General features: G+C 64.4%; 20 protein-coding genes and 1 tRNA gene. 9 read left to right on the top strand and 12 right to left on the bottom strand.

Going from position 1 to position 25,386, the window contains the following annotated elements; all coding sequences use genetic code 11:
* Window positions 1-12 precede the first annotated feature (12 nt).
* Together rnpA and rpmH are read right to left on the bottom strand one after the other, a co-directional pair.
* The gene (rnpA, locus tag XI06_RS42530) at window positions 13-420 is read right to left on the bottom strand and encodes a ribonuclease P protein component (RefSeq protein ID WP_237859745.1); all 408 of its coding nucleotides are present in this window, start codon (window positions 418-420) and stop codon (window positions 13-15) included.
* A 28-nt stretch (window positions 421-448) separates the two neighbouring features.
* A complete protein-coding gene (gene rpmH / locus XI06_RS42525; protein WP_008542748.1) occupies window positions 449-583 on the bottom strand; it encodes a 50S ribosomal protein L34 in 135 nt (44 codons plus the stop codon).
* Between the two features lie 421 nt (window positions 584-1,004).
* Here rpmH and XI06_RS42520 point away from each other — a divergent pair, with 421 nt between their 5' ends.
* The 3 genes from XI06_RS42520 to XI06_RS42510 all read left to right on the top strand — a co-directional run bounded on the left by XI06_RS42520 (window position 1,005) and on the right by XI06_RS42510 (window position 4,443).
* Window positions 1,005-2,483, top strand: coding sequence for a sensor histidine kinase (locus XI06_RS42520; RefSeq protein ID WP_237861287.1), 1,479 nt, complete (start codon window positions 1,005-1,007; stop codon window positions 2,481-2,483).
* 267 nt (window positions 2,484-2,750) lie between these two features.
* Window positions 2,751-2,827, top strand: a tRNA-Arg gene (locus XI06_RS42515).
* A 353-nt stretch (window positions 2,828-3,180) separates the two neighbouring features.
* Complete coding sequence (locus XI06_RS42510) at window positions 3,181-4,443, top strand: O-antigen ligase family protein (protein ID WP_237859743.1); 1,263 nt, start codon at window positions 3,181-3,183, stop codon at window positions 4,441-4,443.
* Here the strand turns inward: XI06_RS42510 and XI06_RS42505 are convergent.
* Entirely contained in the window at window positions 4,412-5,134 is a 723-nt protein-coding gene (locus XI06_RS42505; protein ID WP_271608010.1) for a glycosyltransferase family 25 protein, read from the bottom strand. The genes XI06_RS42510 and XI06_RS42505 overlap by 32 nt on opposite strands.
* 589 nt (window positions 5,135-5,723) lie before the next feature.
* Between XI06_RS42505 and XI06_RS42500 the strand changes: the two genes are divergently transcribed.
* The gene (locus XI06_RS42500; RefSeq protein WP_237859738.1) at window positions 5,724-6,728 is read left to right on the top strand and encodes an SGNH/GDSL hydrolase family protein; all 1,005 of its coding nucleotides are present in this window, start codon (window positions 5,724-5,726) and stop codon (window positions 6,726-6,728) included.
* Window positions 6,729-6,742: 14 nt separating this feature from the next.
* Here the strand turns inward: XI06_RS42500 and XI06_RS42495 are convergent, their stop codons facing one another.
* Window positions 6,743-7,678, bottom strand: coding sequence for a sensor domain-containing diguanylate cyclase (locus tag XI06_RS42495; RefSeq protein WP_271608009.1), 936 nt, complete (start codon window positions 7,676-7,678; stop codon window positions 6,743-6,745).
* A gap of 158 nt (window positions 7,679-7,836) precedes the next feature.
* Window positions 7,837-9,609 (bottom strand): tetratricopeptide repeat-containing glycosyltransferase family protein, encoded by a 1,773-nt coding sequence (locus XI06_RS42490; protein ID WP_271608008.1) that lies wholly within the window; start codon window positions 9,607-9,609, stop codon window positions 7,837-7,839.
* Window positions 9,610-9,906: 297 nt separating this feature from the next.
* Here XI06_RS42490 and XI06_RS42485 point away from each other — a divergent pair, with 297 nt between their 5' ends.
* The gene (locus XI06_RS42485) at window positions 9,907-10,770 is read left to right on the top strand and encodes a copper chaperone PCu(A)C (RefSeq protein WP_271608007.1); all 864 of its coding nucleotides are present in this window, start codon (window positions 9,907-9,909) and stop codon (window positions 10,768-10,770) included.
* 24 nt (window positions 10,771-10,794) lie between these two features.
* Window positions 10,795-11,403, top strand: coding sequence for a DUF2478 domain-containing protein (locus XI06_RS42480; protein ID WP_237891697.1), 609 nt, complete (start codon window positions 10,795-10,797; stop codon window positions 11,401-11,403).
* Here the strand turns inward: XI06_RS42480 and XI06_RS42475 are convergent.
* From XI06_RS42475 to XI06_RS42455, 5 genes are all read right to left on the bottom strand, one after another.
* Entirely contained in the window at window positions 11,393-14,491 is a 3,099-nt protein-coding gene (locus XI06_RS42475) for an efflux RND transporter permease subunit (protein ID WP_271608006.1), read from the bottom strand. The genes XI06_RS42480 and XI06_RS42475 overlap by 11 nt on opposite strands.
* Window positions 14,488-17,673 carry an efflux RND transporter permease subunit gene (locus XI06_RS42470; protein ID WP_271608005.1) on the bottom strand — a complete coding sequence of 1,062 codons (3,186 nt, stop codon included), beginning with the start codon at window positions 17,671-17,673 and terminating at the stop codon, window positions 14,488-14,490. Before XI06_RS42470 ends, XI06_RS42475 begins: the two co-directional genes overlap by 4 nt.
* Before the next feature lie 8 nt (window positions 17,674-17,681).
* Complete coding sequence (locus XI06_RS42465) at window positions 17,682-18,914, bottom strand: efflux RND transporter periplasmic adaptor subunit (protein WP_271608085.1); 1,233 nt, start codon at window positions 18,912-18,914, stop codon at window positions 17,682-17,684.
* A gap of 202 nt (window positions 18,915-19,116) precedes the next feature.
* Window positions 19,117-20,214: a glycoside hydrolase family 3 N-terminal domain-containing protein gene (locus XI06_RS42460; RefSeq protein ID WP_237859722.1), complete on the bottom strand. Its 1,098-nt coding sequence runs from the start codon at window positions 20,212-20,214 to the stop codon at window positions 19,117-19,119.
* Between the two features lie 191 nt (window positions 20,215-20,405).
* The gene (locus XI06_RS42455) at window positions 20,406-21,716 is read right to left on the bottom strand and encodes an MFS transporter (protein WP_271608004.1); all 1,311 of its coding nucleotides are present in this window, start codon (window positions 21,714-21,716) and stop codon (window positions 20,406-20,408) included.
* Between the two features lie 87 nt (window positions 21,717-21,803).
* On the opposite strand from XI06_RS42455, the gene XI06_RS42450 reads away from it, so the two are divergent.
* The 3 genes from XI06_RS42450 (at window position 21,804) to XI06_RS42440 (ending at window position 23,292) form a co-directional block, all read left to right on the top strand.
* A complete protein-coding gene (locus XI06_RS42450) occupies window positions 21,804-22,400 on the top strand; it encodes a TetR/AcrR family transcriptional regulator (RefSeq protein WP_237891692.1) in 597 nt (198 codons plus the stop codon).
* Between the two features lie 204 nt (window positions 22,401-22,604).
* Window positions 22,605-22,823 carry a hypothetical protein gene (locus XI06_RS42445; protein WP_237861285.1) on the top strand — a complete coding sequence of 73 codons (219 nt, stop codon included), beginning with the start codon at window positions 22,605-22,607 and terminating at the stop codon, window positions 22,821-22,823.
* Between the two features lie 10 nt (window positions 22,824-22,833).
* Window positions 22,834-23,292 (top strand): hypothetical protein, encoded by a 459-nt coding sequence (locus XI06_RS42440; protein WP_237859716.1) that lies wholly within the window; start codon window positions 22,834-22,836, stop codon window positions 23,290-23,292.
* An 82-nt stretch (window positions 23,293-23,374) separates the two neighbouring features.
* Here the strand turns inward: XI06_RS42440 and XI06_RS42435 are convergent, their stop codons facing one another.
* Entirely contained in the window at window positions 23,375-24,397 is a 1,023-nt protein-coding gene (locus tag XI06_RS42435; protein ID WP_271608003.1) for an LLM class flavin-dependent oxidoreductase, read from the bottom strand.
* A gap of 30 nt (window positions 24,398-24,427) precedes the next feature.
* Window positions 24,428-25,351, bottom strand: coding sequence for a LysR family transcriptional regulator (locus XI06_RS42430; RefSeq protein WP_271608002.1), 924 nt, complete (start codon window positions 25,349-25,351; stop codon window positions 24,428-24,430).
* Window positions 25,352-25,386 lie beyond the last annotated feature (35 nt).

Genomic DNA, 25,386 nt, shown 5'->3' with positions numbered 1-25,386 from the left:
ATGGTCTCGTCATCAATCCGGTTTGCGGCTGGCGGCGGGGCTGGGCTTGGCCCCGCGTCCCCTGTGAGATTCCTTGGCCGTATGCCGCGCGGGCTTCGTGAACGCTATGCGCAGATCGTCGAGCATGGTGGTGAAGTCGCGCGAGAGCGCGTCCCTGCGGCCGACCAGCACGTAATCATGATGGGGTTGCATCGATACCGGATCGAGCCGCTTCACCAATTCGCGAAGCCGGCGCCGGATGCGATTGCGTTCGGGGGCGTTGCCGTTCTTTTTGGTAACGGTGAAGCCGATCCGGACAGGACCGAGGTCGTCGCGACCAAGACTTCGGCGGTCAAGGCTTTGCAGGACGAACGCGGGACTGTTCACCCGCGCGCCATTGGCAACGGCGAGGAAATCCGCTCGCTGCCTCAGCCGATCCATAATGAAATCCCGGAAAAGGGGGTCCGGCTCAGGCGCTCAGACGCTTGCGGCCGCGGGCGCGGCGGGCGGCAAGAACCTTGCGGCCGCCGGCAGTGGCGAGACGAGCACGGAAACCGTGACGGCGCTTGCGCACCAGTTTGCTGGGTTGATAAGTCCGCTTCACGGGTTTTTCTCCGCTGACCGGGCAATTTGCCTGTAGAATTGATGATAAAGTCCGGAAGATGCGGCTCAAAACGGGCCGTTTCCGGCCCCAGAAGAGCCGCTCCCGGTGTCGCACCGGGTCATCGCGGACAATTTGCGCGGCTTATAAGGTAGCGTCTTGTTTTCGTCAACGCCGCAGGACCGCACAGTTCCGGTGAATATCGCTGTTTCCTTGGGGTTTTTAACCCTTGAGGTGGCGGATGGCGATATCAGCGCCTACATCCCACCTCGGCAGATTAGCGATCTGTAATTTGACCGCCCCCAGGCGCGGTCGCATCTTCCAACAGCGAAGCTCTCTCAGAAGGCCAGCAGGGGCGAATTTCGTGGCAGCGACGGACCTTCAGCAGCCGACACAAGGCCTGGATCAAAATCTTGATCCGGATATGGATCGGCCAGAGGACCAGCCGGATTCTCCGGCGACGCGGTCCCGTGGCCCGGGAGGGCTCGGCCTGTCAGGCAAGCTGCTGCTGCTGACCGTCCCGCTGGTGATGATCGCGGCCGTGCTGCTTTATGTGCCCGCGATCGCCAACTTCTGGGTCAATCGCCTCAACGATCGCGTCGCCGCCGCCAATACCGCGGCGCTGGTGCTCGACGCGGCGCCGCTCGGCATGGTGCCGGATTCGCTGTCGCGGGAAATCCTCAAAAGCATCAATGCGCGCGCCGTCGCGATCAAGATGGGCCAGCAGCGCCGGCTGCTTGCCAGCGACAATCTGCCCTCGGCGATCGAGCATGACGTCGATTTGCGCGACATGACCGTGTGGGAGGCGATCACCGGTTCGTTCCAGATGATGTTGGAGACCGGCAACCAGCCGATCCGCATCGTCGGTCCCGGTGTCGGCAACGCCCAGTTCGTCGAGATCGTCACCGACGAGCAGCCGCTGCGGCAGTCGATGTACCGCTTCTCCCGCAACGTCGTGGTGGTCGCGCTGATCATCGGCGTGTTGACCGCGGGCCTCGTCTATCTCGCCCTGCATTATCTCTTCGTGCGGCCGATGCGGCGGCTGACCGCGAGCCTGGTCGGTTTCCACGAGAATCCGGAAAGCTCGGCGCGGATCATCGTGCCGAGCCAGCGCAGCGACGAGATCGGCGTCGCCGAGCGCGAATTGTCCGACATGCAGCGCGACCTGATGTCGATGCTGCATCAGAAGAGCCGGCTCGCCGCGCTCGGCCTTGCCGTCTCCAAGATCAACCATGATCTGCGCAATCTCTTGGCCTCGGCACAGCTGCTGTCGGATCAGCTCGCCAGCGTGCCAGATCCCAGGGTGCAGCGCTTCGCGCCGAAGCTGGTGCGTTCGCTCGAGCGCGCCATCGCCTTCTGCCAGTCGACGCTCTCCTACGGCCGCGCCCAGGAGGCCGCGCCCGACCGCCGCATGATGCTGATCGAGCCTGTCGTGCTCGAGGTGCGAGAGACCGCGGGCCTTGCCAATGACGTTTCGATCGCCTGGGTCTCCGCGATCGAGCGCGGCCTTTCGGTCGATGCCGATCCCGACCAGCTGTTCCGCGTGCTGCTCAACCTCGTGCGCAACGCCGCGCAGGCGCTGGAGAGCCATGCCTCCGGCGACGGCGGCCCGCAGCAGATCCGGATCACGGGCAAACGCGAGGGCGCAGTCGCCATCCTGGAGGTCTCAGACACCGGCCCCGGCGTGCCCCAGAAGACCCGGGAGCATCTGTTCGAGGCGTTCCAGACCTCCGGCCGCCCCGGCGGCAGTGGGCTGGGCCTCGCCATCGCCGCCGAGCTGGTCCGCGCCCATGGCGGCGACATCCATCTGGTCGAAGGCACCATCGGCGCCACCTTCAGGATCGTCATCCCCGACCGCCCCGTGGAACTCCTCTCCATCCGCAACGAGCGGCAGCGGGCGTAGGTCGGCCAGCGGCCCTAGTCGCTCGTGATTCCGGGGCGGCGCTGCGCGCCGAACCCGGAATCCAGAGGTCTTGGCGCGAGATTCCGGGTTCTCACGTCGCGAGCCCCGGAATGACGGTGGGGAGGCTGTCATCCCCCTGCAAAAATCTCCCCATCCCGGACCTTGCCAACGCCGGCAAGAGCGGTTAGTCAGAGCGCTCTTTCGCACCCCTTCCGGCGCTGTCCGGAGGCTGCGTGCGGGCTTAGGCTCGCACGTCCTGCGAAAAACGCGCCCGTAGCTCAGCTGGATAGAGCATCAGACTACGAATCTGAGGGTCGGACGTTCGAATCGTTCCGGGCGCGCCATTTTGCAATTTTCGCTTCCGACTACATACTGGATTGATGCCGTATCTCTGAGCAGGCGCGGGTTCGGCTTGTCACCCCGACGCCACAGGCAGCGAAATAAGCCGTGTCTCAACCGCGTAACGCTGTCGCAGCAATTGATCTTCCCCACGCGCTGCGATTGCATGGTTTCAATTTGAGATCAGGGGATTTCATGGGGCGGGGTTTGTTATCGCGGCTCACCGCGAATTCGCTCTCCCGGATGTCGTTGCCAACGACCGCCGCGGCGGATCGCGAATTAAGTGCACTGTCACCGTAATTCCCGTAATTCCGTAATTCGAAGTGTTGAAGGCGAACGCGAGAAAGCTGCTGGGCCTATGACGAAGGAGAAGGTTTCGCGCAATCTCTTGATTGCGCGGCAAGTCGTGGCCGTTGCGACGGCCTTCTTTCTGCCGCTCTCCACCTCCGGCGAGGCGATCGCCGCATCGACCTTCATGGTGCTCGCGATCGCAACCCTCGACCTCCAGCGCTTCACCGCAACGGCACGTAGCCCGGCCGCATGGCTTCCGGCCGCGCTGTTCGCGTTGATCCTCATTGGCGTGACCTGGTCGAGCGAACCCCTCCCCGTCGCATTCAAATGGGTTGGCCCTTACGTCAAGCTGCTGCTCATTCCGATCGTGATGGCGACCGCCTTCAGCCGCAAGGATGGCATTCAGATCGCCTTCGGGTTTCTCGCCGCCTGCACGATCCTGCTGATACTGTCATGGGCTTCGGTGATCTGGCCAAGCGGACCATGGGGGTGGTTCAAGATGCAGGGCGTACCGGTCAAGGACAACGCCGTGCAGAGCGGCGAATTCGCGCTGTGCGCCTTTGGTCTCGCCTATGCGGGCCTGCTGCTTTGGGGTGAAAATCGCACGCGCGCCATCCTGGCCTTGTCACTTGCCGCGTTGTTCTTCACCAACGTCATGATCATCTTCGTCTCCAAGACCGGCATCCTGATGGCCACCGCGCTGCTCGCGTTGCTGCTGCTGGAAACCCAGGGGTGGCGACGCGGCCTACTGTTCGCCGTTCCGGCGGCGCTCGTCATCGTGATCGCGCTTTCGTTCTCTCCCTCCGCCCAACTCCGGTTCAAGCAATTCCTCGCCGGCGCAGAGCCTTTGCACGAGGACCACGATAATTTCTCGACCGTGGCGCGGCTCTATTTCTGGAAGCAGTCGAGACAACTCATTGCGAGCGCGCCCGTTCTCGGCCACGGCACCGGCAGCATCGCGGGGCTGTACCGGAACCTCGACCAGTCGAAGACGTTTGGCGACATTCCGGACCCGCACAATCAGTTTCTGCACACCACGTTGCAAACCGGCCTCGTCGGAGGCGCCCTCCTCATCGCAATGTGGGTGGCGCATCTCGCGCTGTTCTGGGGAAGCGGTCCGCTCCGGGCGATGGGATTGGCGATCGTCGTCCAGAACGTCCTGGGGTCCCTGTTCAACAGCCATCTTTCAACCGTGACGCAGGGCACGCTCTACTGCCTCGGTGTCGGCCTGGTCGGCGCGTTGATCCTGGGCGCGCGGCTGCCCGTCTCCCCCGCGAAGCACGCCACCGATGGCGTCGTCACGAAATCCATCGGTGCAGCCAGCGCTTAAGGTGACGCCTCGAGAATTTCTGAAGCGTGAACTGGATCCGCAGCCGGGCCTGGCTGTGATTCTTGCACGCGAGCGAGCTTCTGAAGGCACCGTTGAGGCTGCCCTGCTCGGCCAGCGGCGGTTCGGGCCAGAGAATCGCAATACCCATCGCGGGGTCGCCGCGATTGAAGGCAATGTCGATCGGCTCGTGCATTGGGTGCCGGGCGATCCAATCGAGACGCGCGGCAGCCTCTGGCGCGCCCAGGACGTAAGCCTCCATGTTGCGGACGCGATTGCCGGCATAGACGCTCTGGTCTGGTTTTAACTGTGCGGCGGGCGTGTAGAAATTGGTGGCCGCACCAAGGTGAAGAATGTGCGGCCGGGGCCAGCGTTCGGCCTCCGCCAACACCCTCCGAAGGCGCGCGATGAAATCGGGGACAAGCTGCGCATCATCTTCGAAGATCACAGCGAGATCGTGCTGCTGCGCACATATCCGCTGCATTGCGACAATGTGTTTTAGCGCGCAGGATTTCTGCCGGATCGAGAGCGGAGCTCCCTTCGCAAAATAGAGCGCGTCGACCGCGGGTGTGATCTCGTCGACCTCAAAGTCCAAAATCCATTCGAATGGGATTCCAACACGGTCGAGCTCGCGCCGAATATGTCCGGCGCGCTCGGGCAACGACTTCGAATGAACAACATACGCAGGCAGCATGGAAATCCGAAGCGGCCTAAGCTGAAATAATTCCAGGTTATCAAATGATCCAATAACGGATCAACCATCGTGTTCGACCCCGCTAGAACGTCCATGACCCCAGGCGGTGCCGAGTCACTGAGCTTGCGCTACCCGGCTACGGCAGATCATCGCGGAGATCTCGTCGATAGGACGGATCTGAATCTCAAAACCACATCATTCGGAAGGCTTTGCCCCGGCCAGGACGCTAGAATGTTCAGAATAGCTTTTTGCGCCATTGCATTGATTTTCGCGCCCACGGCCGAGCGCACGTTATTGCGGTGCTATTGTGCTACCGCACGTCCGCTCCTGGGAATTCCAGCCTTGGTTCTGGCGTCGTGAGTCGGATTCCCGCCGCCGTCGCCTGCGAAAGGACAATGTCCCCCGCCCGGCAGGGTCTGTTAGACAGCGCGCTCACCAAGTAAGAAGCGGCCAGCAGGAAACAATCGGCGTTGACCGGAGGGTGCGTGCAACTGCTTCCCGAGGCAGGACGACCAGTCGCCCTTGCTGCGGTTTGATCACAAGAACAGGTTCGAGCTTGACTGAAGCGAGCCACGAGGTGGAGCGTCGTATGATGGGAGTGAAGGTCCGGAATGGTCTGCGGTCGCTCGGCGCCGTCGCGATCGTGACGATCGTGACCCTGGCCCTGCTCGAAATCGCTCTTCGCGTGGCCGATTTCCGCGAGTTGCGGGACGGCGTCAGCGAGCGCTCGCTGAGCTACCGATACGATGCCGAACTCGGTTGGATGCCGGTCCCCGGCCTGAGCGCGGACGTGACCAACGCCCGCACGGTCCACGTCAAGCACAACAGCCTCGGCCTGCGCGACGACGAGTTCGTGCTCGACGGCAAGCCGACCATCATGTTCCTCGGCGATTCCTTCGTGTGGGGCCTGGATGCCGAGGCGGACGAGCGGTTCACCGAGTTGCTGAAGCCACGCATCGCGAACGACAAGATTCTTGCCGCAGGCGTGTCCGGCTTCGGCACGGACCAGGAATATCTGCTGCTGCAGAAGCTATGGCCGAAGGTCAAGCCGGCAGTCGTCGTCCTGATCGTCTGCACAGGCAACGATCGCGACGACAACAGCACGAACATCGTCTACGAGGGCTACCAAAAGCCCTATTTCGTGACGACGGCGGACGGCTCGCTCGCATTGCGGGGGCAGCCGGTCCCCAAGTCCCGCCTGCAGGCCATCAAGGAGGATTGGTGGGTTCGCAACTCCTGGCTGGTCCGGCTTGCGAATGCCGTCTATCTGAAGTTTCGGCATCCGAAGATCACCGTGCCCGATCCGACGGATCGGCTGGTCGACATGATCCGCGACTATGTCGAATCGCACGGGGCCAAATTCCTCGTCGGCATGCAGACCACGGACGCTGACCTCGTCCATCATCTGGAAGCCGTGCACGTCCCGTTCGTGACCTTCGACGGGGCCGGGGCTTATCCGGGCCTGGGCATAGGCGGACACTGGACGCCGGAAGGACACAAACTCGTCGCCGAGCGGCTCTTGGGCCTGTTGCAGGCCAATCATGTGATCGAGCAGGCGCCGGCCGCCACGGGTTCGGCAGGGGCGCGTCCCTAAGCTACCTGCCTGCGCTAAGCCGCCAGGCCCCGCTTCTCATCCCCGACCAGATGGACCCGGTTGCGGCCGGCGGCCTTGGCGTCATAGAGCGCGATGTCGGCTTCGGCGAACAATTCGGCGATCGGCCGGCGGTGCGGGCGGCCGATCAGGGCTGCACCGATCGAGGCGCCGACTTCGAGGCGAAGGCCGTTCCAGAACAGCGGGCGGCTCAGCATCATGACGGTCTTCTGCAGCACGCGTGCGATCCGCGCAGGGTCGGTCGGCGCGCGCAGGACGATCGCGAATTCGTCGCCGCCGAGCCGGCCGACCAGGCCGGCATTGTGGAAAGCCCGCCGCAAACGCTGCGCGACCTCGCACAGGCATGCGTCTCCGGCCAGATGGCCGAATTTATCGTTGAGCTGCTTGAAGCCATCGAGGTCGATCAGCACCAGCGCTGAAGCGGATCCATGATTCAGGCTGTCATTGACCACCTCGCGATAGCGGGCCTGGAAAACGGAACGATTGGCGAGCCCGGTCAGCGGATCGGTTTCGGCTTGCTGCCGCAGGGTCTCGATCGCCAGCCGGTCGGAGGTGACGTCCTGTTTGCTGCCGAAGATCCGCACCGGCCGTCCGCCCTCTCGCACCGCATTGATCGAGAGCCGCATCCAGCGCTTTTCGCCGCGCCAGGTTCTGATCTCGGCATCGAGCGTCACAGGCGAGCCGCTCCGGATCACCTCGGCTCGGGCAAGCTCCATGTGGCGCCTGGATTCATCGATGTAGAGGTCAACGATGTCAGCGCGCCGCAGCGGGTTGCTCTCGGGATAGCCGAAGATGTCGTAGACGCCCTGGGTCCAGCTCAGGCGCTCGGTCTCGAGCACGCACTCCCACGCGCCGATGCGCGCGGCATTCAGGGCCTGATCGTAGAGTCGTACGCGAACCTCGTCCGGCAAGGTCGCATGGTTTTCTGTCATCGACGGTCCGGCAGCATGTCGCGATTTCGCCCAAGAGCTTAAAAGAGTGCTTAAAGGCTAGGGCTGGTGCGTTAACGAATTCTGTACGTCCAAGCGAGCAGGCGTAGGGAACCACAAGCGTTCGCCGGCCGGCGATGCTGGCTGTGCCTATGCCGGCCTCAAGCTCCGAATGCGGCGGCGAGGACCCGCAATTCGTCCCTGACGCGATCAAGCACGCTTTCATAGTCACGCGTCTCGATCTGCCGGAACAGCCGCACGCTCGGATACCAGGGGCTGTCGGTGCGATCGAGCAGCCAGCGGTAGTCGGGCGTCCATGGCAACAGGATCCAGGTCGGACGCCCAAGGGCGCCGGCGAGATGGGCCACGCTGGTGTCGACGGTGATCACGAGATCAAGACAGCGGATCAAGGCGGCGGTCTCGGCGAAGTCGGTGAGGTCGGCGGTCAGATCGACAATGTCGTTTCTTTCGCGCAGCACCGCCGCATCGCTCGGGCGCGGCGCCTTTTGCAGGCTGACGAAGGTGGCGTCGACATCGAGGATGCGCGTCAGCGTTCGCAATGGAATCGAGCGCGTCTCATCATTCACGTGCGAGGGATCGCCGGACCAGACCAGGCCCACCCGGAGTCGCGTGCGAGGACCAAGTCTGCTGTCCCAGGCCCGAACGCGGCTGTCGGGAGGGGAGGGCAGATATGGTCCGGACGGGATCGTGTCGAGACGGGTCTTGAAGGCGAGCGGAAGACTGGAGATCGGGCAGTGCAGATCGAAATCAGGCAGCGTGCCCATCGCCGACATCGGCACACAGACGGATGCGCCGTCGAGATCAGACATCAGCCGATGCAGCGGGTCCTGGACGGCCAGGAGAACGCGCGCACCGCGCGCGGCAAGCAGGGGGATGTAGCGGGCGAAGTGAATCGTGTCGCCCAACCCCTCGTCCGCAGCGATCAGGATCGTCCTGCCTTCAACGCTCTCGCCACCAAGCCACATCGGTTGCGGAAACCGGGGATATTTTGACGACGGCAGTTTCGACCGCGTCTGGTGCCCGAGCCAACCGGCTTCGAAATTGCCGGTCAGAAGCTGGGCCAGGGACACATTCCACGCGGTCACCTCGTTGCTCAGCCCGAGCGACGCCATGCGATCGGACAATGCGAACAGCTCGTCGAAACGATGGAGGTGAAACAGCGCGACCAGTCTGTTGTCGAAGGCATCGGCAAAGCGCGGCTGAAGAGCGATGGCCTTTTCGAACCAGGCCAGCGCCTCTTCGTTGCGGCGAAGCCGCCTCAGCGCAAGACCGAGATTGTTGCAGATGTCGGCATTGCCAGGGTCGAGCCGGTGCGCCCGCGCGCCTTCGGTTGCAGACTCCTCGTACCGCTTCAGGCCGTAGAGAACCCACGCGCGCGTCCGCAGCGTAGGAGCATGGTCAGGGAACCGCCTGTCGCTCTCATCGAGGCGCGCAAGTGCCTCCTCGATGCGTCCGAGCTTATGCAGGAGAATCCCGCTCTTGTAGAGCGCGTCGTGATGATGGGGATTGAGCTTGAGCGCCCGCTGAAAGCTCGGCAGGGCTTGATCGAGCCGCGCCAGCTGAATCAGGATATCGCCGCGCTGGCACCACAAGCCGGAATCATCCCGCCGAAGTTGGATCGCCTTGTCCAGGACATTGAGCGCCTCGTCACAGCGTCCATGCTGCTGCAGCACGGTTGCGAAGCTCGCGAGATATTCCGGCTTGGGTGCGCGCCGGATCGCGCGGACGATCCATTCCAGGGCGTCGTTGTATTGCCGGGCCTCAAGATGCAGCAGCCCCATGAGATGCTGGGCGTCGGTGGTGTGCTCCGCATCGATTCCGAGGGCCTTTTGGTAGCAGGCTTTCGCGTCGAGATGGCGCCCTGCCTGGAAATGCGCAAGGCCCGCTTCGCAGAAGGCGGCGGCTGTGCTCATCGCTGCTGATCCCGTTCATGGTGAGCATCCACCTCAGGGGCGGCAACGGTCCGTCCATTTCAGCAAGGGGAGCTTGCGCGGGACTTGCGGCCTATCCGGTCAGCGCTGACTGCCTCACGTCGAATAAACTTCGGCACGACGGGCGCTCTTTGTCGGAGATCAAGGAGGCCCGCGAATGACCCGGTAGTTTGTGTCCCGACAAAGAGCTGTTGCCTGCCATAGTCTACGGTGAGGCCAGCTCAACAGCCATGGCAACAATGCGGACGCATTGCGCCTCTGCGAGGGTTGGAGATCGTCATGCTCGAGAAATTCGGAACCGTTGCCGTGATCCTCGCGGCCGCCCTCACATTCGTCGGATCTGCACCTACGCTGGCCGATCATTCCGACATCGTCGTCAGCCAGGCCTGGAGCCGGGCCACCCCGAAGGGGGCAAAGGTCGCAGGCGGTTATCTCACCATCGAGAATCGCGGCACTTCGCAGGACCGGCTGCTCTCAGCCTCCAGTCCGGCCGCTGCCAAAGTCGAAGTCCATCAGATGACGATGCAGGACGGCATCATGACGATGCGCCCGCTCGAGGAGGGGCTGGCGATTCCGCCGGATGGGATCGTCACCCTTGCGCCGGGTGGCAACCACATCATGTTCGTCGGACTGACGGCGCCGCTCGAGGAGGGCCAGCGCATCCCGGTGTCACTGAACTTCCAGCGTGCAGGCACGATCGAAGCGACCTTTGACGTCGGTAGCGTCGGCGCCAAAGGCCCTCGGCTCCAGATCGCCTCGACCGAAGCCGCGTCACCGGCAGCACCTCCGGCGCTGAAGGCGAATGCGACCTCAGCCACCAACGAACCGTTCTTTACGCATCTCTGCGGCACCCGCGTGATGGCCGACATAACTGTTACGCCTGGCCACAGCGGACCGGTTGAAGTGCTGGTTCAGCTCTATGATGGCGAAGAACGGCCGCTGAATGTCGATGCGCTTTCGGTGACGCTGGCCAATCCCGATAAGGGCATCCCGCCCGCGACTGCATCGGCGACACGGGTTGCCGCCGACAAATGGCGCGTCAGCATGATGACCGCGGCCAGCGGAAAATGGTCGCTTGCGCTTGGCATCGACATGACGAAGGACGACCGCATCAACATCGCTGCGCCGATCCTGATCGAGTAACCCCTACGCTGGGATCAATTCACGATGTCTGCTTCTCTCTCTGTTCCCAAGTTCGATATTCCCAAGTTCGATATTCCCAAGTCCGATAGTCCCAAGTCCGATCCGGTGCCGCGGCCTGCTTCACCGCTGACCGCGCTCGTCTATCCCCAGAACAACTATCCTGCATCGGTGTTCGAGGCGCTCGTGGCCGCCTGTCGAGGGCGCGGCCTCATGCTTGCCGGTGTGCTGCAGCACGTCGTTGACGCCACGCCGGAGCGGCGCTGCGATGTGGTGCTTGAGGACCTCGCAACCGGACGCCGGACGCCGATCTTCGAAGATCGCGGCGCTGGCGCTGCCGGTTGTCGGCTCGATGAGGGAGCTCTCGCTGAGGTCGCGGTGAACATCGCAAAAAGCCTTGAAACGTTGCCTGACGTCCTCGTCCTCAACAAGTTCGGCAAGGCCGAGTGCGATGGAGGAGGGCTGCTCGAGCTGATTGCCTCGGCCATCGAGCGGAACATCGTCGTGGTGATCGGCGTGCCCCAGGGCAATCTGCAGGCGTGGCGCAGCTTCGCCGGCGGTCTCGGAACAGAGCTGCGGGCCGATACCGGCGAGGTCGAACGATGGGCGCAAAGCGTGGCCCGTCTTAGCCGTTGAGATCGGGAAGAGGCGCGCTGCCGGCAGCGAGCATCTGACCTGCCGTCGCTTTCTTCCGCCGCCTCAACCCGTCCAGGATCAGGTACATCGCCGGCGTCGAGTACAGCGTGAAGAGCTGCGCGACGACGAGCCCGCCCATGATGGTGATGCCGAGCGGCTGGCGGATCTCGAAGCCGGGGCCGGTGCCGAGGGCGATCGGGGCAGCGCTGAGGAAAGCGGCCAGCATCGTCATGGTGATGGGCCGGGCCCGCAGCCGTGCGGCGAGCAGGATGGCCTGCCTGGCATCGAGGCCGCGGTGCCGCTCGGCATCGAGCGCGTAGTCGACCATCATGATGGCGTTCTTCATCACCATGCCGACCAGCAGGATGCAGGCAATGGTGGTCACCAGCGTGAACTGTGTTCCGGTCGCCCACAGCGCGACCAGCGCCCCGAAGGCGGTCGGCGGCAAGGTCGACAGAATCGTCAGCGGATGGACGTAGCTCTCGTAGAGCATGCCGAGCGCGAGGTAGATCGCGACCAGGGCCGCCGCGAACAGCGCCGCCTGCTTGACGATCGATTTGTCCGCCTCCTTGGCCTCGCCGCGGAACTCCGCCTTGATGTCGTCGGGCAGCTTGGCTGTGGCCTCCTCCTTGCGGATCGAGGCGATGGCGTCGCCGATCGACGTACCGGGCTTGATGTCGAAAAAGATCGTCGCGGCCGGAAACTGGGCGCTATGACGGGCCCACATCGCGGCGTGCGCGCGCTGCGGCCGGGTCAGGGCCGTCAGCGGCACCGCTTTGCCGCTGGCACTCGGCACATAGATCTGGCTGATGGAATCGGGGCCGGTTGCCGCCTGCGGCTCGACCTCGAAGATCACGCGCGAATAATTGGTCGGGAAAAACAACAGATTGACCTGTCGCTGGCCGAAGGCGTCATTGAGCGTGTTGTCGATCGCAACCGGCGTGACGCCGAGCATCGCGGCGCGAATGCGGTCGATCGTCAGCCCGGCCTGCAAGCCGCCGGTTTCCCAGCTCGGGATGATGTCGATGATTTGAGGAATGCCGCGGACACGGCGGATCATGTTTTCTGCGGCGCGTATCACCTCGTTCTCGTCGATGCCCCACAGCGTATATTGATAACGCGAGCCGCTGGCCTGAACGCCGAGATTGAGATCCTGCAGCGGCACGAAGAAGACCCTGACGCCGTCGATTTGGTTCATGCGCTCGCGCAACCGGGCGATCACCTGCTGGATCGACAGCTTGCGCACATCGGGCGGCTTGAGCGCGACCAGCATCTGCCCGATGCTGAGCGCGTTGCCGTTGCCCTCGCCGATGAAGGACGTCAGGCCTGATATCGCGGGATCCTGCAGGATCGCCTCGCCGACGGCGCGCTGTCGGTCCTCCATGGACAGGAACGAGATGTTGGAAGGGGCCACGGTCCGCACGAACATCACGCCGGTGTCCTGGGTCGGCATGAAACCTTTCGGCAGTTTCAGATAGAGCCAGACGCTGGCCCCGGTCAGGGCGGTGATGACAAGGACGGTGAGAATACGATGACGTAGCGTCCAGTCGAGGCTGCGCGCATAGAAGGTGCGTCGGGCCGGGATCGCATCGGGATTGTGCAGCCGCTGCCGGCCACGATCGAGCAGATGACCGCACATCATCGGTGTCAGTGTCAGCGAGATCACCGCCGAGGACACGATGGCGGCCACCAGCGTCACGCCGAACTCGCGGAAATAGCGCCCGACCACGTCAGGCATGAACAGGATCGGGATCAGCGCCGCGATCAAGGCGACGGTGATGGCGACGACCGTGAACGCCATCTGCCTGGTACCGTTGATGGCGGCCTGCAGCGCCGGCTCGCCCTCGGACATGCGGCGGATGATGTTCTCGATCATGACGATGGCGTCGTCGACGACGAAGCCGGCGGCGATGGTCAGGGCCATCAGCGACAGATTGTCCAGGCTGAATCCGCACAGGCTCATCACGAACAAGGTCGCGGCCAGCGAGACCGGAATGGTCACGCTCGGGATCACGGTCGCCCAGAAGCGCCTCAGGAATAGCGCGATGACCAGCACGACCAGCGCCGAGGCGACCACGAGCGTGAGCTTGACGTCGTTCACGGCGGCCCGGATCAGCGTGGTGCGGTCATAGACCGTGTGCAGCTTGATCCCAGGGGGCAGCCAGAGCTGGATTTCCGGCAGCTCGGCCTTGATCGCATCGACGGTCTCGACGATGTTGGCGTCCGACTGCTTGTAGACGAACAGGACGATGCCGCGCTCGGTGCCATACCAACCAGCGAGGCGGTTGTTGATGACGCTGTCGGTCACGGCTGCGACGTCGCCGAGCCGAACAGGGGCGCCGTTGCGCCAGGCCAGCACGATGTCGCGATAGTCGGAGGCCTGAAGCAACTGGTCGTTGGCCTCGATGGTCAGGCGCTGGCCGTCGACCGAGACCGCGCCCTTCGGCAGGTTCTGCGACGCGTTGAGGACGGCGACGCGCGCCGCCTCCAGCGACAGGTTCATGGCCGCGAGCCGGGTCGGCGACACCTGGATGCGGACCGCGCTTCGCTCGGCGCCGCTGACGACGATCCGGGCCACGCCCGGCAGTTGCGACAGCTTTGGCGAGATCACGCCGTCGGCGAGGCTGTAGACCTCGCCTGATGTGAACACGTCGCTGGTCAATGCGAGCGCCACGACCGCGGCGCCTGCGGGGTTCGCCTTCCAATAGGTCGGCGGCCACGGGCCCTTCGGCAGGTTCGGGCCAGCCGCGTTGATGGCGGCCTGGACCGCGCCGGCGGCGGCGTCGAGATCGACCGAGAGTTCGAACTGCACGGTGATGCTGGTGCCGCCCATGGCGCTGAACGAGGTGATTTCGTTGACTCCGGGGATCAGCGCGAGCGTTGTCTCGAGCGGCTGCGACAGCGCGTTCGCAACCGTTGCCGGGCTTGCTCCGGGGAACGGTGCGTAGATCCCGATCGTGGGCCGCTCGACCGCCGGCACCGAAGCGATCGGCAGGCGGAAATAAGCGACGCAACCGAGCAGAAACACGCCGATCATCAGCAGCGTCGTCGCCACCGGCCGCAGCACGAATTGTGCGGTGATGCTCACGGCGTCGGCCGCTCCGCCCGCGGCAGCGCCGCCGAATCACCGGCGGGTGCGGATCGCCATCCGAACCGGGTGCGCAGCGAAGCGAACGCCAGATAGACCACCGGGGTCGTATAGAGCGTGAGCACCTGGGAGACGATCAGTCCGCCCACGATGGAAATGCCGAGCGGCTGGCGCAATTCGGAGCCGGTGCCCGAGCCGATCGCGAGCGGCAGCGCGCCGAACAGCGCCGCCATCGTCGTCATCATGATCGGGCGGAAGCGCAGGATGCAGGCCTGCCTGATGGCGTCGAACGAGGATGCGCCGTCCTCACGCTCGGCTGCGAGCGCGAAGTCCACCATCATGATGGCGTTCTTCTTGACGATGCCGATCAGGAGGATGATGCCGATCAGCGAGATCAGGTTGAGATCCTGCCGGTACAGCATCAAGGCCAGCAACGCGCCGATGCCCGCCGACGGCAAGGTCGAGAGAATCGTGATCGGGTGGATGTAGCTCTCATAGAGCATGCCGAGGATCAGATAGACGGTCACGATCGCGGCCAGCAGCAGCCATTTCTCGTCGCTGAGCGAATTGGCGAACTCGGCGGCGGTGCCGATCAGCTTGGTCGTGACCGCGTCCGGCAGCCCGATCTCTCGTTCGGTCCGGCGCAGTGCCTCCGTCGCCTGGCTCAGCGACACGCCGTCGGCCAGGTTGAACGAAATCGTCGTGGCGGGAAACAGGCCCTGGTGCGAGATCAGCAGCGGGGCGTGCTGCCGCTCGATCCGCGCGAAGGCCGACAGCGGCACCGGCGCGGACGCCTTGCTGAAGGCGGCGCTGAAGCCGCCGGTCTGCTGATCGATCGTGCTGGCCTGGGCCGCGGCCGCAGTCAGATAGATCTTGCCGAGGATATCAGGATCGTTGCGCAGCGCCGGGTCGACCTCGATGATCACGTGGTACTGCGTCAGCGGTCCGAATACCGTCGCGATCTGGCGCTGGCCGAATGCGTCATACAGCGTCTGGTCGATCGTGTTCAGGCTGACGCCGTAGCTCGCCGCCAGCGGGCGGTCGATGGTGACGGACATCTGCAGGCCTTCGTCCTGGCGGTCGTCGGCGACGTCGGCGAGCTCCGGCCGCTTGCGTAAGCCATCGACCAGCCGGCGGCTCCAGAGCCGAAGCTCGTCCTCGTCGAGATCCTGCAGCGCATATTGGTATTGCGTGCGCGAGACACGCGTTTCGATCTGCAGATCCTGCGCCGGCTGCAGATGCAGCGTGATGCCATGAACGCCCTCGACCGCATGTTGCAGCCGCGCCATCACCGCTGCCGCCGACGATTTCCGCGCGTCGGGGCTGCCGATGTCGATATAGAGCCGGCCGCTGTTCAAGGTGGTGTTGACCGAGCCGATGCCGACGAAACTGCCGACGGTGACGACATCGCCATCGCGCGCGATCACGGCCGCCAGCTGCTGCTGCCGCTCGGCCATCGCCGCAAAGGAGATATCCTGGGCCGCGTCCGTGGTGCCGATCAAGAGACCCGTGTCCTGCAGGGGCAGGAATCCCTTCGGGATCGCGACATAAAGCATTCCGGTGGCGATCAGCGTGAGCACGGTGAAGACCAGCGTGAGGTTGCGATGCTTCAGCACCCAGTCGAGCCCCCACAGATAGAAGCCTGCGGAGGCGTCGAAGCCGCGCTCGCTGATACGGTACAGCAAGCCGTGCGGCGCATTGGGATCCTCGTGCCGCAACAGCTGCGCGCACATCATCGGCGTCAGTGTCAGCGAGACGAGGCCGGAGATGACGACGGCAAAGGACAGCGTGATGGCGAATTCCCGGAACAGCCGGCCGACCACGCCGCCCATCAGCAGCAGCGGGATGAACACGGCGATCAGCGACACCGTCAGCGACACGATGGTGAAGCCGATCTGCCGCGCGCCCTTCAGGGCTGCTTGAAGCGGATCCTCGCCGTCCTCGACATAGCGTGCGATGTTCTCGATCATCACGATGGCGTCGTCGACGACGAAGCCTGAAGCGATCGTCAGCGCCATCAGCGAAAGATTGTCGAGGCTGAAGCCGCACAGCGCCATGACGCCGAAGGTCGCGATCAGCGACACCGGCAGCGTGACGCTCGGAATCACCGTCGCCCACAGCTTGCGCAGGAAGATGAAGATCACCAGCACCACCAGCGCGACGGTCAGCACCAGTGTGAACTGCACGTCGTGGATCGCGGCGCGGATCGTCGTGGTGCGGTCGCTGACCACGGAAATCTTCAGCGCCGCGGGGAGAGAGTCCTGCAGCTTCGGCAAAATGCTCTTGATGGCGTCCACGACCTCGATGGTGTTGGCGCCGGGCTGGCGCTGGATGTCCAGCAGCACGGCGCGCTCGCCTTGGAACCAGGCCGCCTGCTCGGAATCCTCGACGCTGTCGATGGCGGTGCCGACATCGCGCAGCAGCACCGGCGCGCCGTTGCGATAGGCGATCACCGCGTCCTGATAGGCCTCCGCGGTGAAGAGCTGGTCATTGGTGTCGACGTGAAATGCCTGCCTCGGACCATCGAGCGAGCCCTTCGGATTGTCGGCGGTGGTGGCGGCGATGCCGCGGCGGACGTCGTCGAGCGAGAGGCCGAGCCCGGCCAGCCGCGTCGGGTTCATTTGCAGCCGCACCGCCCGGGTCTGCCCGCCCTCGATGCTGACGGCGCCGACGCCAGGGATCTGCGACAGTTTCGGCACCAGAATGGTCGCAGCGTGATCGTTGGCCTCGTGCAGCGGCATCGTCTTCGAGGTCAGCGCCAGGATCAGCACCGGCGTATCGGCCGGATTGACCATGCGATAGGTCGGCGGGCTCGGCAGCTGCTCGACCGGTATCCACCCTGCGGCCGCATTGATCCGCGCCTGCACGTCCTGCGCGGCCGCATCGATCTTGCGCGAGAGGTCGAACTGCAGCGTGATCTGGCTGTTGCCGTACGAGCTGGTCGAGCTCATGTCGGTCAGCCCCGAAATCGTGCCGAAATAATGCTCCAGCGGCGCGGTGATCGAGGTTGCGACGACGGTTGCCGAAGCGCCCGGATAGCGCGTCACCACCTGGATGGTGGGAAAGTCGACATTCGGCAGCGGTGCGATCGGGAGTTCACGATAGCCGAGCATGCCCAGCAGCACGACCGCGACGATCATCAGCGTCGTTGCGATCGGCCGGAGGATGAAGGGCGCGGACATGGCGGGCCTCAGTCAACGCGCGACTCGGAGCGCGGTTGAGTGGTGGACTGCGCCTTGGCGGTCGGCGTCTGGCCCTCGATGGTGATGCGGGCGCCATTCTCGAGCCGGTAATAGCCGTCGGTGACGACGCGCTCGCCCTTGGCGAGGCCCTTGTCGATCAGCGCGCGTCCGTCAAAAATCTGCCCGACCGTGACGGGGCGGAAGGCGGCCGTATCGTCCGCCTTCGCGACCCAGACGAAATCCCCGCGCGGCCCGTGCCGCACGGCGATGGCCGGCGCGGTGATCGCGTTCTTGCGCGTGTCCACCGTGATCCGCCCGTTGGCAAAATTGCCCGGCCAGAGTTTCAGCGCCTTGTTGGGAAAGCTCGCCTTCAGCTTGATCGTGCCGCTGGCCTGGTCGACCTGGTTGTCGACCAGCGTGATCGTGCCCTTGTCGAGCTCGGTCGAATTGTCGGCGGTGAGCGCGACCACTGGCGCCTCGGCCTGGCCGAGGCTGAGCCGGGTCTGGCCGACCGCGACCGCCGCGAGCGTGTAGATCACCGAGATCGGCTGTAATTGCGTCACGGTGACGATGGTCGTCGGCGACACCGCGCGCACGTAATTGCCCTGGTCGACCAGGCGGATGCCGAGCCGACCGCCGATCGGCGCGCGGATGTTGGTGAAGCCGAGCTGCGTGCGCGCATATTCGATCTGGGCCTCGTCATTGCGGACCTGCGCCTTGTATTGCTCGACCAGTGCATGCTGCTGGTCCACGATCTGCCGCGAGATCGCGGCGGTCTTGATCAGCGCGTCATAGCGCTCCATGTCGATCTGGGCGCCATCGAGCAGCGCCTGATCCTTCTGCCTGACCGCGATCTGCTGATCGAGCTGGGCCTGGAACGGGCGCGGATCGATCACCGCGAGGATGTCGCCCTGCTTGACGTCCTGTCCTTCCTGGAAAAGGATCTGGACGATCTCGCCGTCGACCCGGCTCTGCACGTTGACGGTGTTGGAAGCCTGGATGGTGCCGATGCCGGTCAGGTAGATCGGCACGTCCTCCGCCTTCGCGGCGGCGACCTTCACGGCGACCGGCGGCCGCGGTGGAGGCATCCCGGCGGGACCTTGCTCGGCTTCCGCCGCCTGCATGAAGGGCAGCGCGAACGGGAGCTTGAGGCTCTTGATATCATCTCTGAAATGATAGGCCGCATAGCCTGCCGGCAGCACGACCAGCGCGCCGATGAGGAGTTTTGCTGCGCGTTTCACGTTCAAACCCACCACCTGAGCTGATCGCCGACGCCGGGCCTGACGTGCCCGGGGCGGGACCTCCCTAGCACGAAGCAACCTGACGTTGCCATCGGCAGGGTCCATGTGCTACCGTCAGTAACACTAGCACGCGTAGCATATCGAGATCAACGGCGTGGCGTCGATGAACGGTTGGTTGGCGGATGGACCGTGGGCGCGGGCGCTAGACGACTTCGACGGTCGCCGCCTCGAATTGAGTGCCGGCTCCGCGATGGCGGGCGAGCACCTCGTCTGACAGCTCCGACACCTGATTTTGCGCGGTGCTGTCGAGCATCGCGCGGACGCGCTGGCTCGAAGCCGCCAGCACCGCCGGATCGAGCTTGCCGGCGTCGACGCCGTTGATGATCGATTGGGCGAGGAAGCGGGCGCGTTCGGTGTCGGTGAGGTGCGAGCAGATCATCAGCATGTCGTTGCCGGCGGCCATGAAGCGGGCGCCGGAGTCCGGCGCGTCCAGCCGGCCCGCCATCGCGCGCATGCCGACGTCGTCGGACACGATCACGCCGTCGAACTTCATCGCCTCGCGCAACAGCCCGTGCGTGATCGTGCGCGACAGCGTCACCGGATCGTTGGGATCGAGCTTCCGGTACAGGATGTGCGACGTCATCATCATCCCGATGCCGCCGGCGATCGCCGCGGCAAACGGCTTGAGCTCGCGCGCCTTGATCTGCTCGAGATCGAGATCGAGCACCGGCAATTCGTGATGCGAATCCACCTGCGTGTCGCCATGGCCGGGAAAATGCTTGCCACAGGCCCGCACGCCCTGGCGCTCCATCGCCCTGGCGAACGGCAGCATCGCCTTGATGACATCGTCGGCCGTGCGGCCGAGGGCGCGCTCGCCGATCACGGGGTTGGCGGGGTTGCTGTGAATGTCCAGCACCGGCGCGAAATTGAGGTTGCAGCCGAGCGACGCAAGCTCGGCGCCCATGGCGTCGCCGACCTGCTCCGCGGTGCCGGCCCATCGCGCCGCGTAGGAAAAGCGCGTGATCGGGGCTGGCGTGCGGCAGACGCGTCCGCCTTCGTGATCGATCGCGATGAACTGCTTGTCGCGCTGCGAGGCATCGCGGATCGCATCGATCAGATCCCGGTGGACCGAGAGCCAGTCCCGGTAAGGCAGGTCGTGGCGGAAATTGCTCTTGTAGAGGATGACGCCGGCGGGCCGGAGATCGCGCAGCAGCGCGCGGTCGCGGTCATCGAGGACGCTGGTCGGCTTCAAGCCAATGAAGAAATGGTCGCCAACCGTTGCAAGAAGGGAATCGCTCATCTGCCGGGACCGCCACAGATTGTCAGGGTTGATTGAGATGGAGCCGGACGCAACGCGAACTCTCAGCTCCTGCGCGAGCCAGCGCGCGGCTCGCATCGTGGCAATGTATTTCAAATTTCCTTAACAAAATCAATATTCAAATCGCTGGTCGACGCCTGGCGCCGACCAGCCGTAATGATGATTGCCGTCGCCTAAGCCGCAGCCAGCGCCGGTTGCACCGGCCGCCGGCCGATCATCAGCGACAGCACGGCCGCGACGATGCCGGTTGCGCCGGCGATCATGAAGGCCTGCAGATAATCGCCCTGCGACGAGCGCATGAAGCCGGCGAAGAACGCGGCGCAGGCCGCGCCGAGTTGATGGCCGGCGACCACCCAGCCGAAGATCAGCGGCGCGTTCTTGTCGCCGAAGGCTTCGTTGGCGATGCGCACGGTCGGCGGCACGGTCGCGATCCAGTCGAGGCCGTAGAACACGGCGAACACGGAGAGGCTGACGAAGGAGAAATCCGAGTACGGCAGGTAGATCAGCGACAGCCCGCGCAGGCCGTAATAGAAGAACAAGAGCTTGCGCGGATCGAAGCGATCGGTGAGCCAGCCCGATAGCGTGGTGCCGAACAGGTCGAAGAAGCCCATCAGCGCCAGAAGGCTTGCGGCCTGCACCTCGAAGATGCCGTGATCGCCGCAGAACGCGATCAGATGGGTGCCGACAAGGCCGTTGGTGGTGAAGCCGCAGATGAAGAAGGTCGCGAACAGGAACCAGAAGGTCTGCGTCTTCGCGGCGCGGATGAGGTTGCTGATTGCCGCGACGAACGGATTGCCTTGCACCGGCGCGGCGGGTTGATCCTCATGCGTGCTGCCATAGGAGCGCAGGCCGATCGCAGAGGGGCGCTCCGGCACCAGAAAATACACCAGCGGGATCAGGGCCGCGCAGCATGCGGCCACCGTCAGCACGACGGGCTTCCAGCCGCCATATTCGACCAGCGATGCCAGGCCCGGCATGAAGATCAGCGTGCCGGTCGCGGTGCTCGCCGTCAAAAGTCCCATGACGAGGCCGCGATTGGTGGTGAACCAGCGATTGACGATGGTGGCGCCGAGCACGTTGGCGACCGCGCCCGAGCCGATGCCGGAGAGCAGTCCCCAGCTCATGAACAATTGCCACGGCGCGGTCATGAAATAGCTGATGGCCGTCGAGACCGACATCAGCATGAGCGCGCCGAGCACGGTTCGGCGGATGCCGAAGCGCTGCATCACGGCCGCGGCGAAGGGACCCGCGAGGCCATAAAGGAAGATGCCGACAGCGGCCGACGACGAGATCACGCTGACGTCCCAGCCGAAGGCTTTCTGCAGCGGCAGCATCAGCACACCCGGCGTCGCGCGCAGGCCGGCCGAGGCCAGCAGCGCCAGGAAGATCACGGCAATGACGACGAAGGCGTAGTTTGGGCCGAACGGCCGCCGGGAGATGGCGGAGGATTGAAGGGAGGCAGGTTGAACGGGGGATGAGGGCATGTTACTTACCGGTACGTATTGGGCTGCGGTATTAGTACGTACCGGTCAGTAACATTGTCAAGCCTGTCTTGGAGGCTTCGGAGCCAGATGACGAAAAAAGCCGAAAAGCCCACCGAGGCGCCGCTCCGCGCCGCCGACCGCATCCGCGCCTCCGCCAGCGAGCTGTTCTACCGCGAGGGCATCCGCGCCGTCGGCGTCGACGAGGTCGTGGACCGCGCCGGCGTCACCAAGCCGAGCCTCTATCGCAGCTTCGCCTCGAAGGACGATCTCGCCGCCGCCTATTTGCGCGACTACGATCTGAACTTCTGGGAGAATTTCGAGCGGCCCGGCGGCAAGGCCTACGGCAATGCGCGCGATCATGTGCTCGCTTATATCGGTCAGCTTGCCCCCCGCGCGGTCGCCAGGGGCTATCGCGGCTGCGGCCTCAGCAACGCCGCGGTGGAGTATCCCTCGCGGGACAATCCGGCCCGGCAAGTCGCCGAAGCGCACAAGAAGGTGTTCCGCAAGCGCCTGCGCGAGCTCGCCGCCCAAATGGGCGCGCGCCAGCCGAACGTGCTGGGTGATGCGCTTCTCCTCCTGATCGAAGGCATCTACGTCACCGGCCAGCAATCCGAAGACGGCCCCGCGCAGTCGGCGCTCGCGGCCGCGAAGCTGCTGATCGATGCGAGCGTGAAGGCGGGGTGAGCGGGCTTCGCGATCTCATGTGAGAAGATCGTGGCGCGAAGCGCGCCTGCGGCAATGTCGAAGGATGGCGCAATTGCCCTGGTGATTGGCGCGAAGGCCTCACGCGCGTCAACTCGGCTTGATGGACTGGATCAGGTGCCGCAGGAACCTCCAGTTTTTCCCGACGTTAGATCGGCGGCTCGCACCAGCGGCCGGCTTCGCGAGATGAAGAACTTTGCCAACGCAGAATTTTCCCCGGAGGTGATCGATCTCATGACCATCGCCCTGGAAGCTGCGGTCGCGACCCTGCCGGAGCCCGTGCATTCCTCGCACGTCAATGCGCTCGCCGAATCCATCCTGCGCACCGCAGGCGCGGGCGAACGCGACATCCTGAACCTGCAAAGGATTGCCTTGATGGAACTGCAACTGGCAACGCGCAACTGAAGAGGTCGACATGAACACTTCTGCTGCCATCGTCGTTGCGCTGGCGATCACATCGTCCGCCGCCCGGGCCGACGACTGGACCACCTATCGCATTCCCCAGTCCGGAACGTCGGTCGAGATTCCCACCTCGATCTTTACCGAGCAGGCCGGCAAGCCCGACGGATTTGGCCAGCAATTTCGCACATCCGACGGTGCCGCCGACCTCACCGTGCAGGCCGTTCCCCGCCAGCCCGGGATCTCGCCCGCCGCATTCCTCGCCACGAAGCAGCCACCGTCGGGGATCGTCTACAAGCGGATCGCACCGGACTTCTTCGTCGTCTCCAGCATCAAGCGCGACAAGATCTGGTACGACCGCTGCAACTTCAAGAGCCGTTACGTGCATTGCGTGCTGATCAATTATCCCGCGGCCGAGAAGCGGCAATGGGACGGCGTCGTCACGCGCATCAGTCACAGCCTGGATGGCGGCTGACCGAGCTGAGCAAAAAGGGCTGCCCGATCAAATCGACGCGGAAGATCATCCATTCGATCTTCGAGCCCTACGCGGCGGCTCCTCATCGCCACCCCAGCGCCGGCGCCACATGCTTCAGGATCGCCTCGATCGCATGCGCGCAATAGTCGACGCCGAGCTGATTCGGAATCGTCAGCAGCAGCGTGTCGGCCTCGGCGATTGCCTCGTCCTGTCTGAGTTGCTCGATCAGCGCGTCAGGCTCGGCGGCGTAGGAGCGGCCGAAAATCGCCCGCGTCTGTGGGTCGATGAAGCCGATCTGGTCCTCGCCGCCGCGCTCCCGGCCGAAATAGGCGCGGTCGCGATCGTCCATCAGCGCGAAGATGCTGCGGCTGACGGAGACACGGGGCTCTCTGGCGTGGCCGGCCTCTTTCCATGCCGCGCGATAGGCGCGGATCTGCGCGGCCTGCTGCACGTGAAAGGCTTCGCCTGTTTCGTCGTTCTTCAGAGTCGAGCTCTGCAGATTCATGCCGAGCTTTGCGGCCCACACCGCGGTGGCGTTCGAGCCGGCGCCCCACCAGATCCGTTCGCGCAAGCCGGCCGAATGCGGCTCCAGGCGCAACAGCCCCGGCGGGTTCGGAAACATCGGCTGCGGATTGGGCTCGGCGAACCCTTGGCCGCGCAGCAGGTCGAGAAAGACTTCCGCGTGGCGGCGGCCCATGTCGGCATCGCTCTGGCCCTCGGCCGGGCGATAACCGAAGTAGCGCCAGCCGTCGATCACCTGCTCGGGCGAGCCGCGGCTGATGCCGAGCTGCAGCCGCCCGCCGGCGATCAGATCGGCGCTTCCTGCGTCCTCCACCATGTAGAGCGGGTTCTCGTAGCGCATGTCGATCACGGCCGTGCCGATCTCGATCGTGCTGGTCCTGACGCCGACGGCCGCGAGCAGCGGGAAGGGCGAGGCAAGCTGCCGCGCGAAATGGTGCACGCGATAATAGGCGCCATCGGCGCCGAGCTGTTCGGCAGCAACGGCGAGCTCGATCGATTGCAGCAGCGTGTCTGCCGCCGAGCGCGTCTGCGATTGCGGCGAGGGTGTCCAATGTCCGAAGGACAGGAATCCGATCTTTTTCATGAGCGTCATTTAATGCCGGGAGAAGCGGCGTCAACCGCGAGCGGGTTGGGTATGCGGTGACGGTAGCACAAAGTGCCCGGCGCGCTCGACCAGGAGATCCAGGAAGCTGCGTGCACGCAGCGACATCCACTGCGTCTCGGGATAGACCGCGTGCAATGGCAGCGCGGCGATGCTGTAGTCCGGCAGCACATGCTCGAGCTCGCCGCTGCGAAGACCCTCCGCGGCATTCCATTCGGGCAAAATGGCGATGCCAAGATGGTGCATCGTCGCCTCCTGCATCGCATCGGCGTCGTCGACGTGAATGGGGCCGTTGATCGATGCGACGTGACGGCCGTGCTCGGATTCGAACGCCCATTGCTGCGCCGGTGACATCCTGGAATAGACGATGCACTGGTGCGAGCTGAGATCGTCGGGCGTTCGCGGCAGCGGCCGGCCATGCAGATAGGTCGGCGTCGCGACCAGATAGCGCTGCACGGTGCCGAGCCGGCGCGCGATCAATGTGCTCGCCTCCAGATTTCCGATCCGCAACGCCAGCTCGATGCCCTCTTCCACCAGGTTCACGAGCCGCTCGCTGAAGCGGATATCGACCCGCACCTCCGGATAATTCCGCACATATTCGGCGATGACAGGCATCATGTAGCGCCGCCCGAACGACGACGGCACGCCGATCCGCAGCGTGCCGGTGGGGCGGGGCGCTGCGTGCTCGACACTCGACCGCGCCGTGTCGAAACTGTCGAGGATCTGACGTGCGAGATCGTAGATGCGGTGCGCCTCGGCGGTCGGCTTCAGCGTGCGTGTCGTGCGCGAAAACAGCTGTGTGCCGAACTCGCTCTCCAGCATTGCGATGCGCTTGCTGATCGCGGGCTGACCGATGCCGAGCTCCTTGGCCGCAGCCGAGAAGCTGCCCCCCTCGAGGGTGCGAACGAAGGCGCGCAGGCAATCGATCCGGTCCATAATTCATTCCAGTCTGGAATAAATTATATCCCATC

The sequence above is a fragment of the Bradyrhizobium sp. CCBAU 11434 genome (assembly GCF_028128895.1).
Lineage (GTDB): Bacteria > Pseudomonadota > Alphaproteobacteria > Rhizobiales > Xanthobacteraceae > Bradyrhizobium > Bradyrhizobium zhengyangense.
This window is presented reverse-complemented; position numbering and strand designations above follow the sequence as displayed.

Bases quoted from the DNA above. Each gene is read 5' to 3' on its own strand.
- rnpA (WP_237859745.1), bottom strand. From the start codon at position 420: ATGGATCGGCTGAGGCAGCGAGCGGATTTCCTCGCCGTTGCCAATGGC.
- XI06_RS42445 (WP_237861285.1), top strand. From the start codon at position 22,605: ATGAAGAACTTTGCCAACGCAGAATTTTCCCCGGAGGTGATCGATCTC.
- XI06_RS42500 (WP_237859738.1), top strand. From the start codon at position 5,724: ATGATGGGAGTGAAGGTCCGGAATGGTCTGCGGTCGCTCGGCGCCGTC.
- XI06_RS42435 (WP_271608003.1), bottom strand. From the start codon at position 24,397: ATGAAAAAGATCGGATTCCTGTCCTTCGGACATTGGACACCCTCGCCG.
- XI06_RS42440 (WP_237859716.1), top strand. From the start codon at position 22,834: ATGAACACTTCTGCTGCCATCGTCGTTGCGCTGGCGATCACATCGTCC.
- XI06_RS42510 (WP_237859743.1), top strand. From the start codon at position 3,181: ATGACGAAGGAGAAGGTTTCGCGCAATCTCTTGATTGCGCGGCAAGTC.
- XI06_RS42520 (WP_237861287.1), top strand. From the start codon at position 1,005: ATGGATCGGCCAGAGGACCAGCCGGATTCTCCGGCGACGCGGTCCCGT.
- XI06_RS42505 (WP_271608010.1), bottom strand. From the start codon at position 5,134: ATGCTGCCTGCGTATGTTGTTCATTCGAAGTCGTTGCCCGAGCGCGCC.
- XI06_RS42430 (WP_271608002.1), bottom strand. From the start codon at position 25,351: ATGGACCGGATCGATTGCCTGCGCGCCTTCGTTCGCACCCTCGAGGGG.
- XI06_RS42485 (WP_271608007.1), top strand. From the start codon at position 9,907: ATGCTCGAGAAATTCGGAACCGTTGCCGTGATCCTCGCGGCCGCCCTC.
- XI06_RS42450 (WP_237891692.1), top strand. From the start codon at position 21,804: ATGACGAAAAAAGCCGAAAAGCCCACCGAGGCGCCGCTCCGCGCCGCC.
- XI06_RS42460 (WP_237859722.1), bottom strand. From the start codon at position 20,214: ATGAGCGATTCCCTTCTTGCAACGGTTGGCGACCATTTCTTCATTGGC.
- XI06_RS42495 (WP_271608009.1), bottom strand. From the start codon at position 7,678: ATGACAGAAAACCATGCGACCTTGCCGGACGAGGTTCGCGTACGACTC.
- XI06_RS42490 (WP_271608008.1), bottom strand. From the start codon at position 9,609: ATGAGCACAGCCGCCGCCTTCTGCGAAGCGGGCCTTGCGCATTTCCAG.
- XI06_RS42480 (WP_237891697.1), top strand. From the start codon at position 10,795: ATGTCTGCTTCTCTCTCTGTTCCCAAGTTCGATATTCCCAAGTTCGAT.
- XI06_RS42455 (WP_271608004.1), bottom strand. From the start codon at position 21,716: ATGCCCTCATCCCCCGTTCAACCTGCCTCCCTTCAATCCTCCGCCATC.
- XI06_RS42470 (WP_271608005.1), bottom strand. From the start codon at position 17,673: ATGTCCGCGCCCTTCATCCTCCGGCCGATCGCAACGACGCTGATGATC.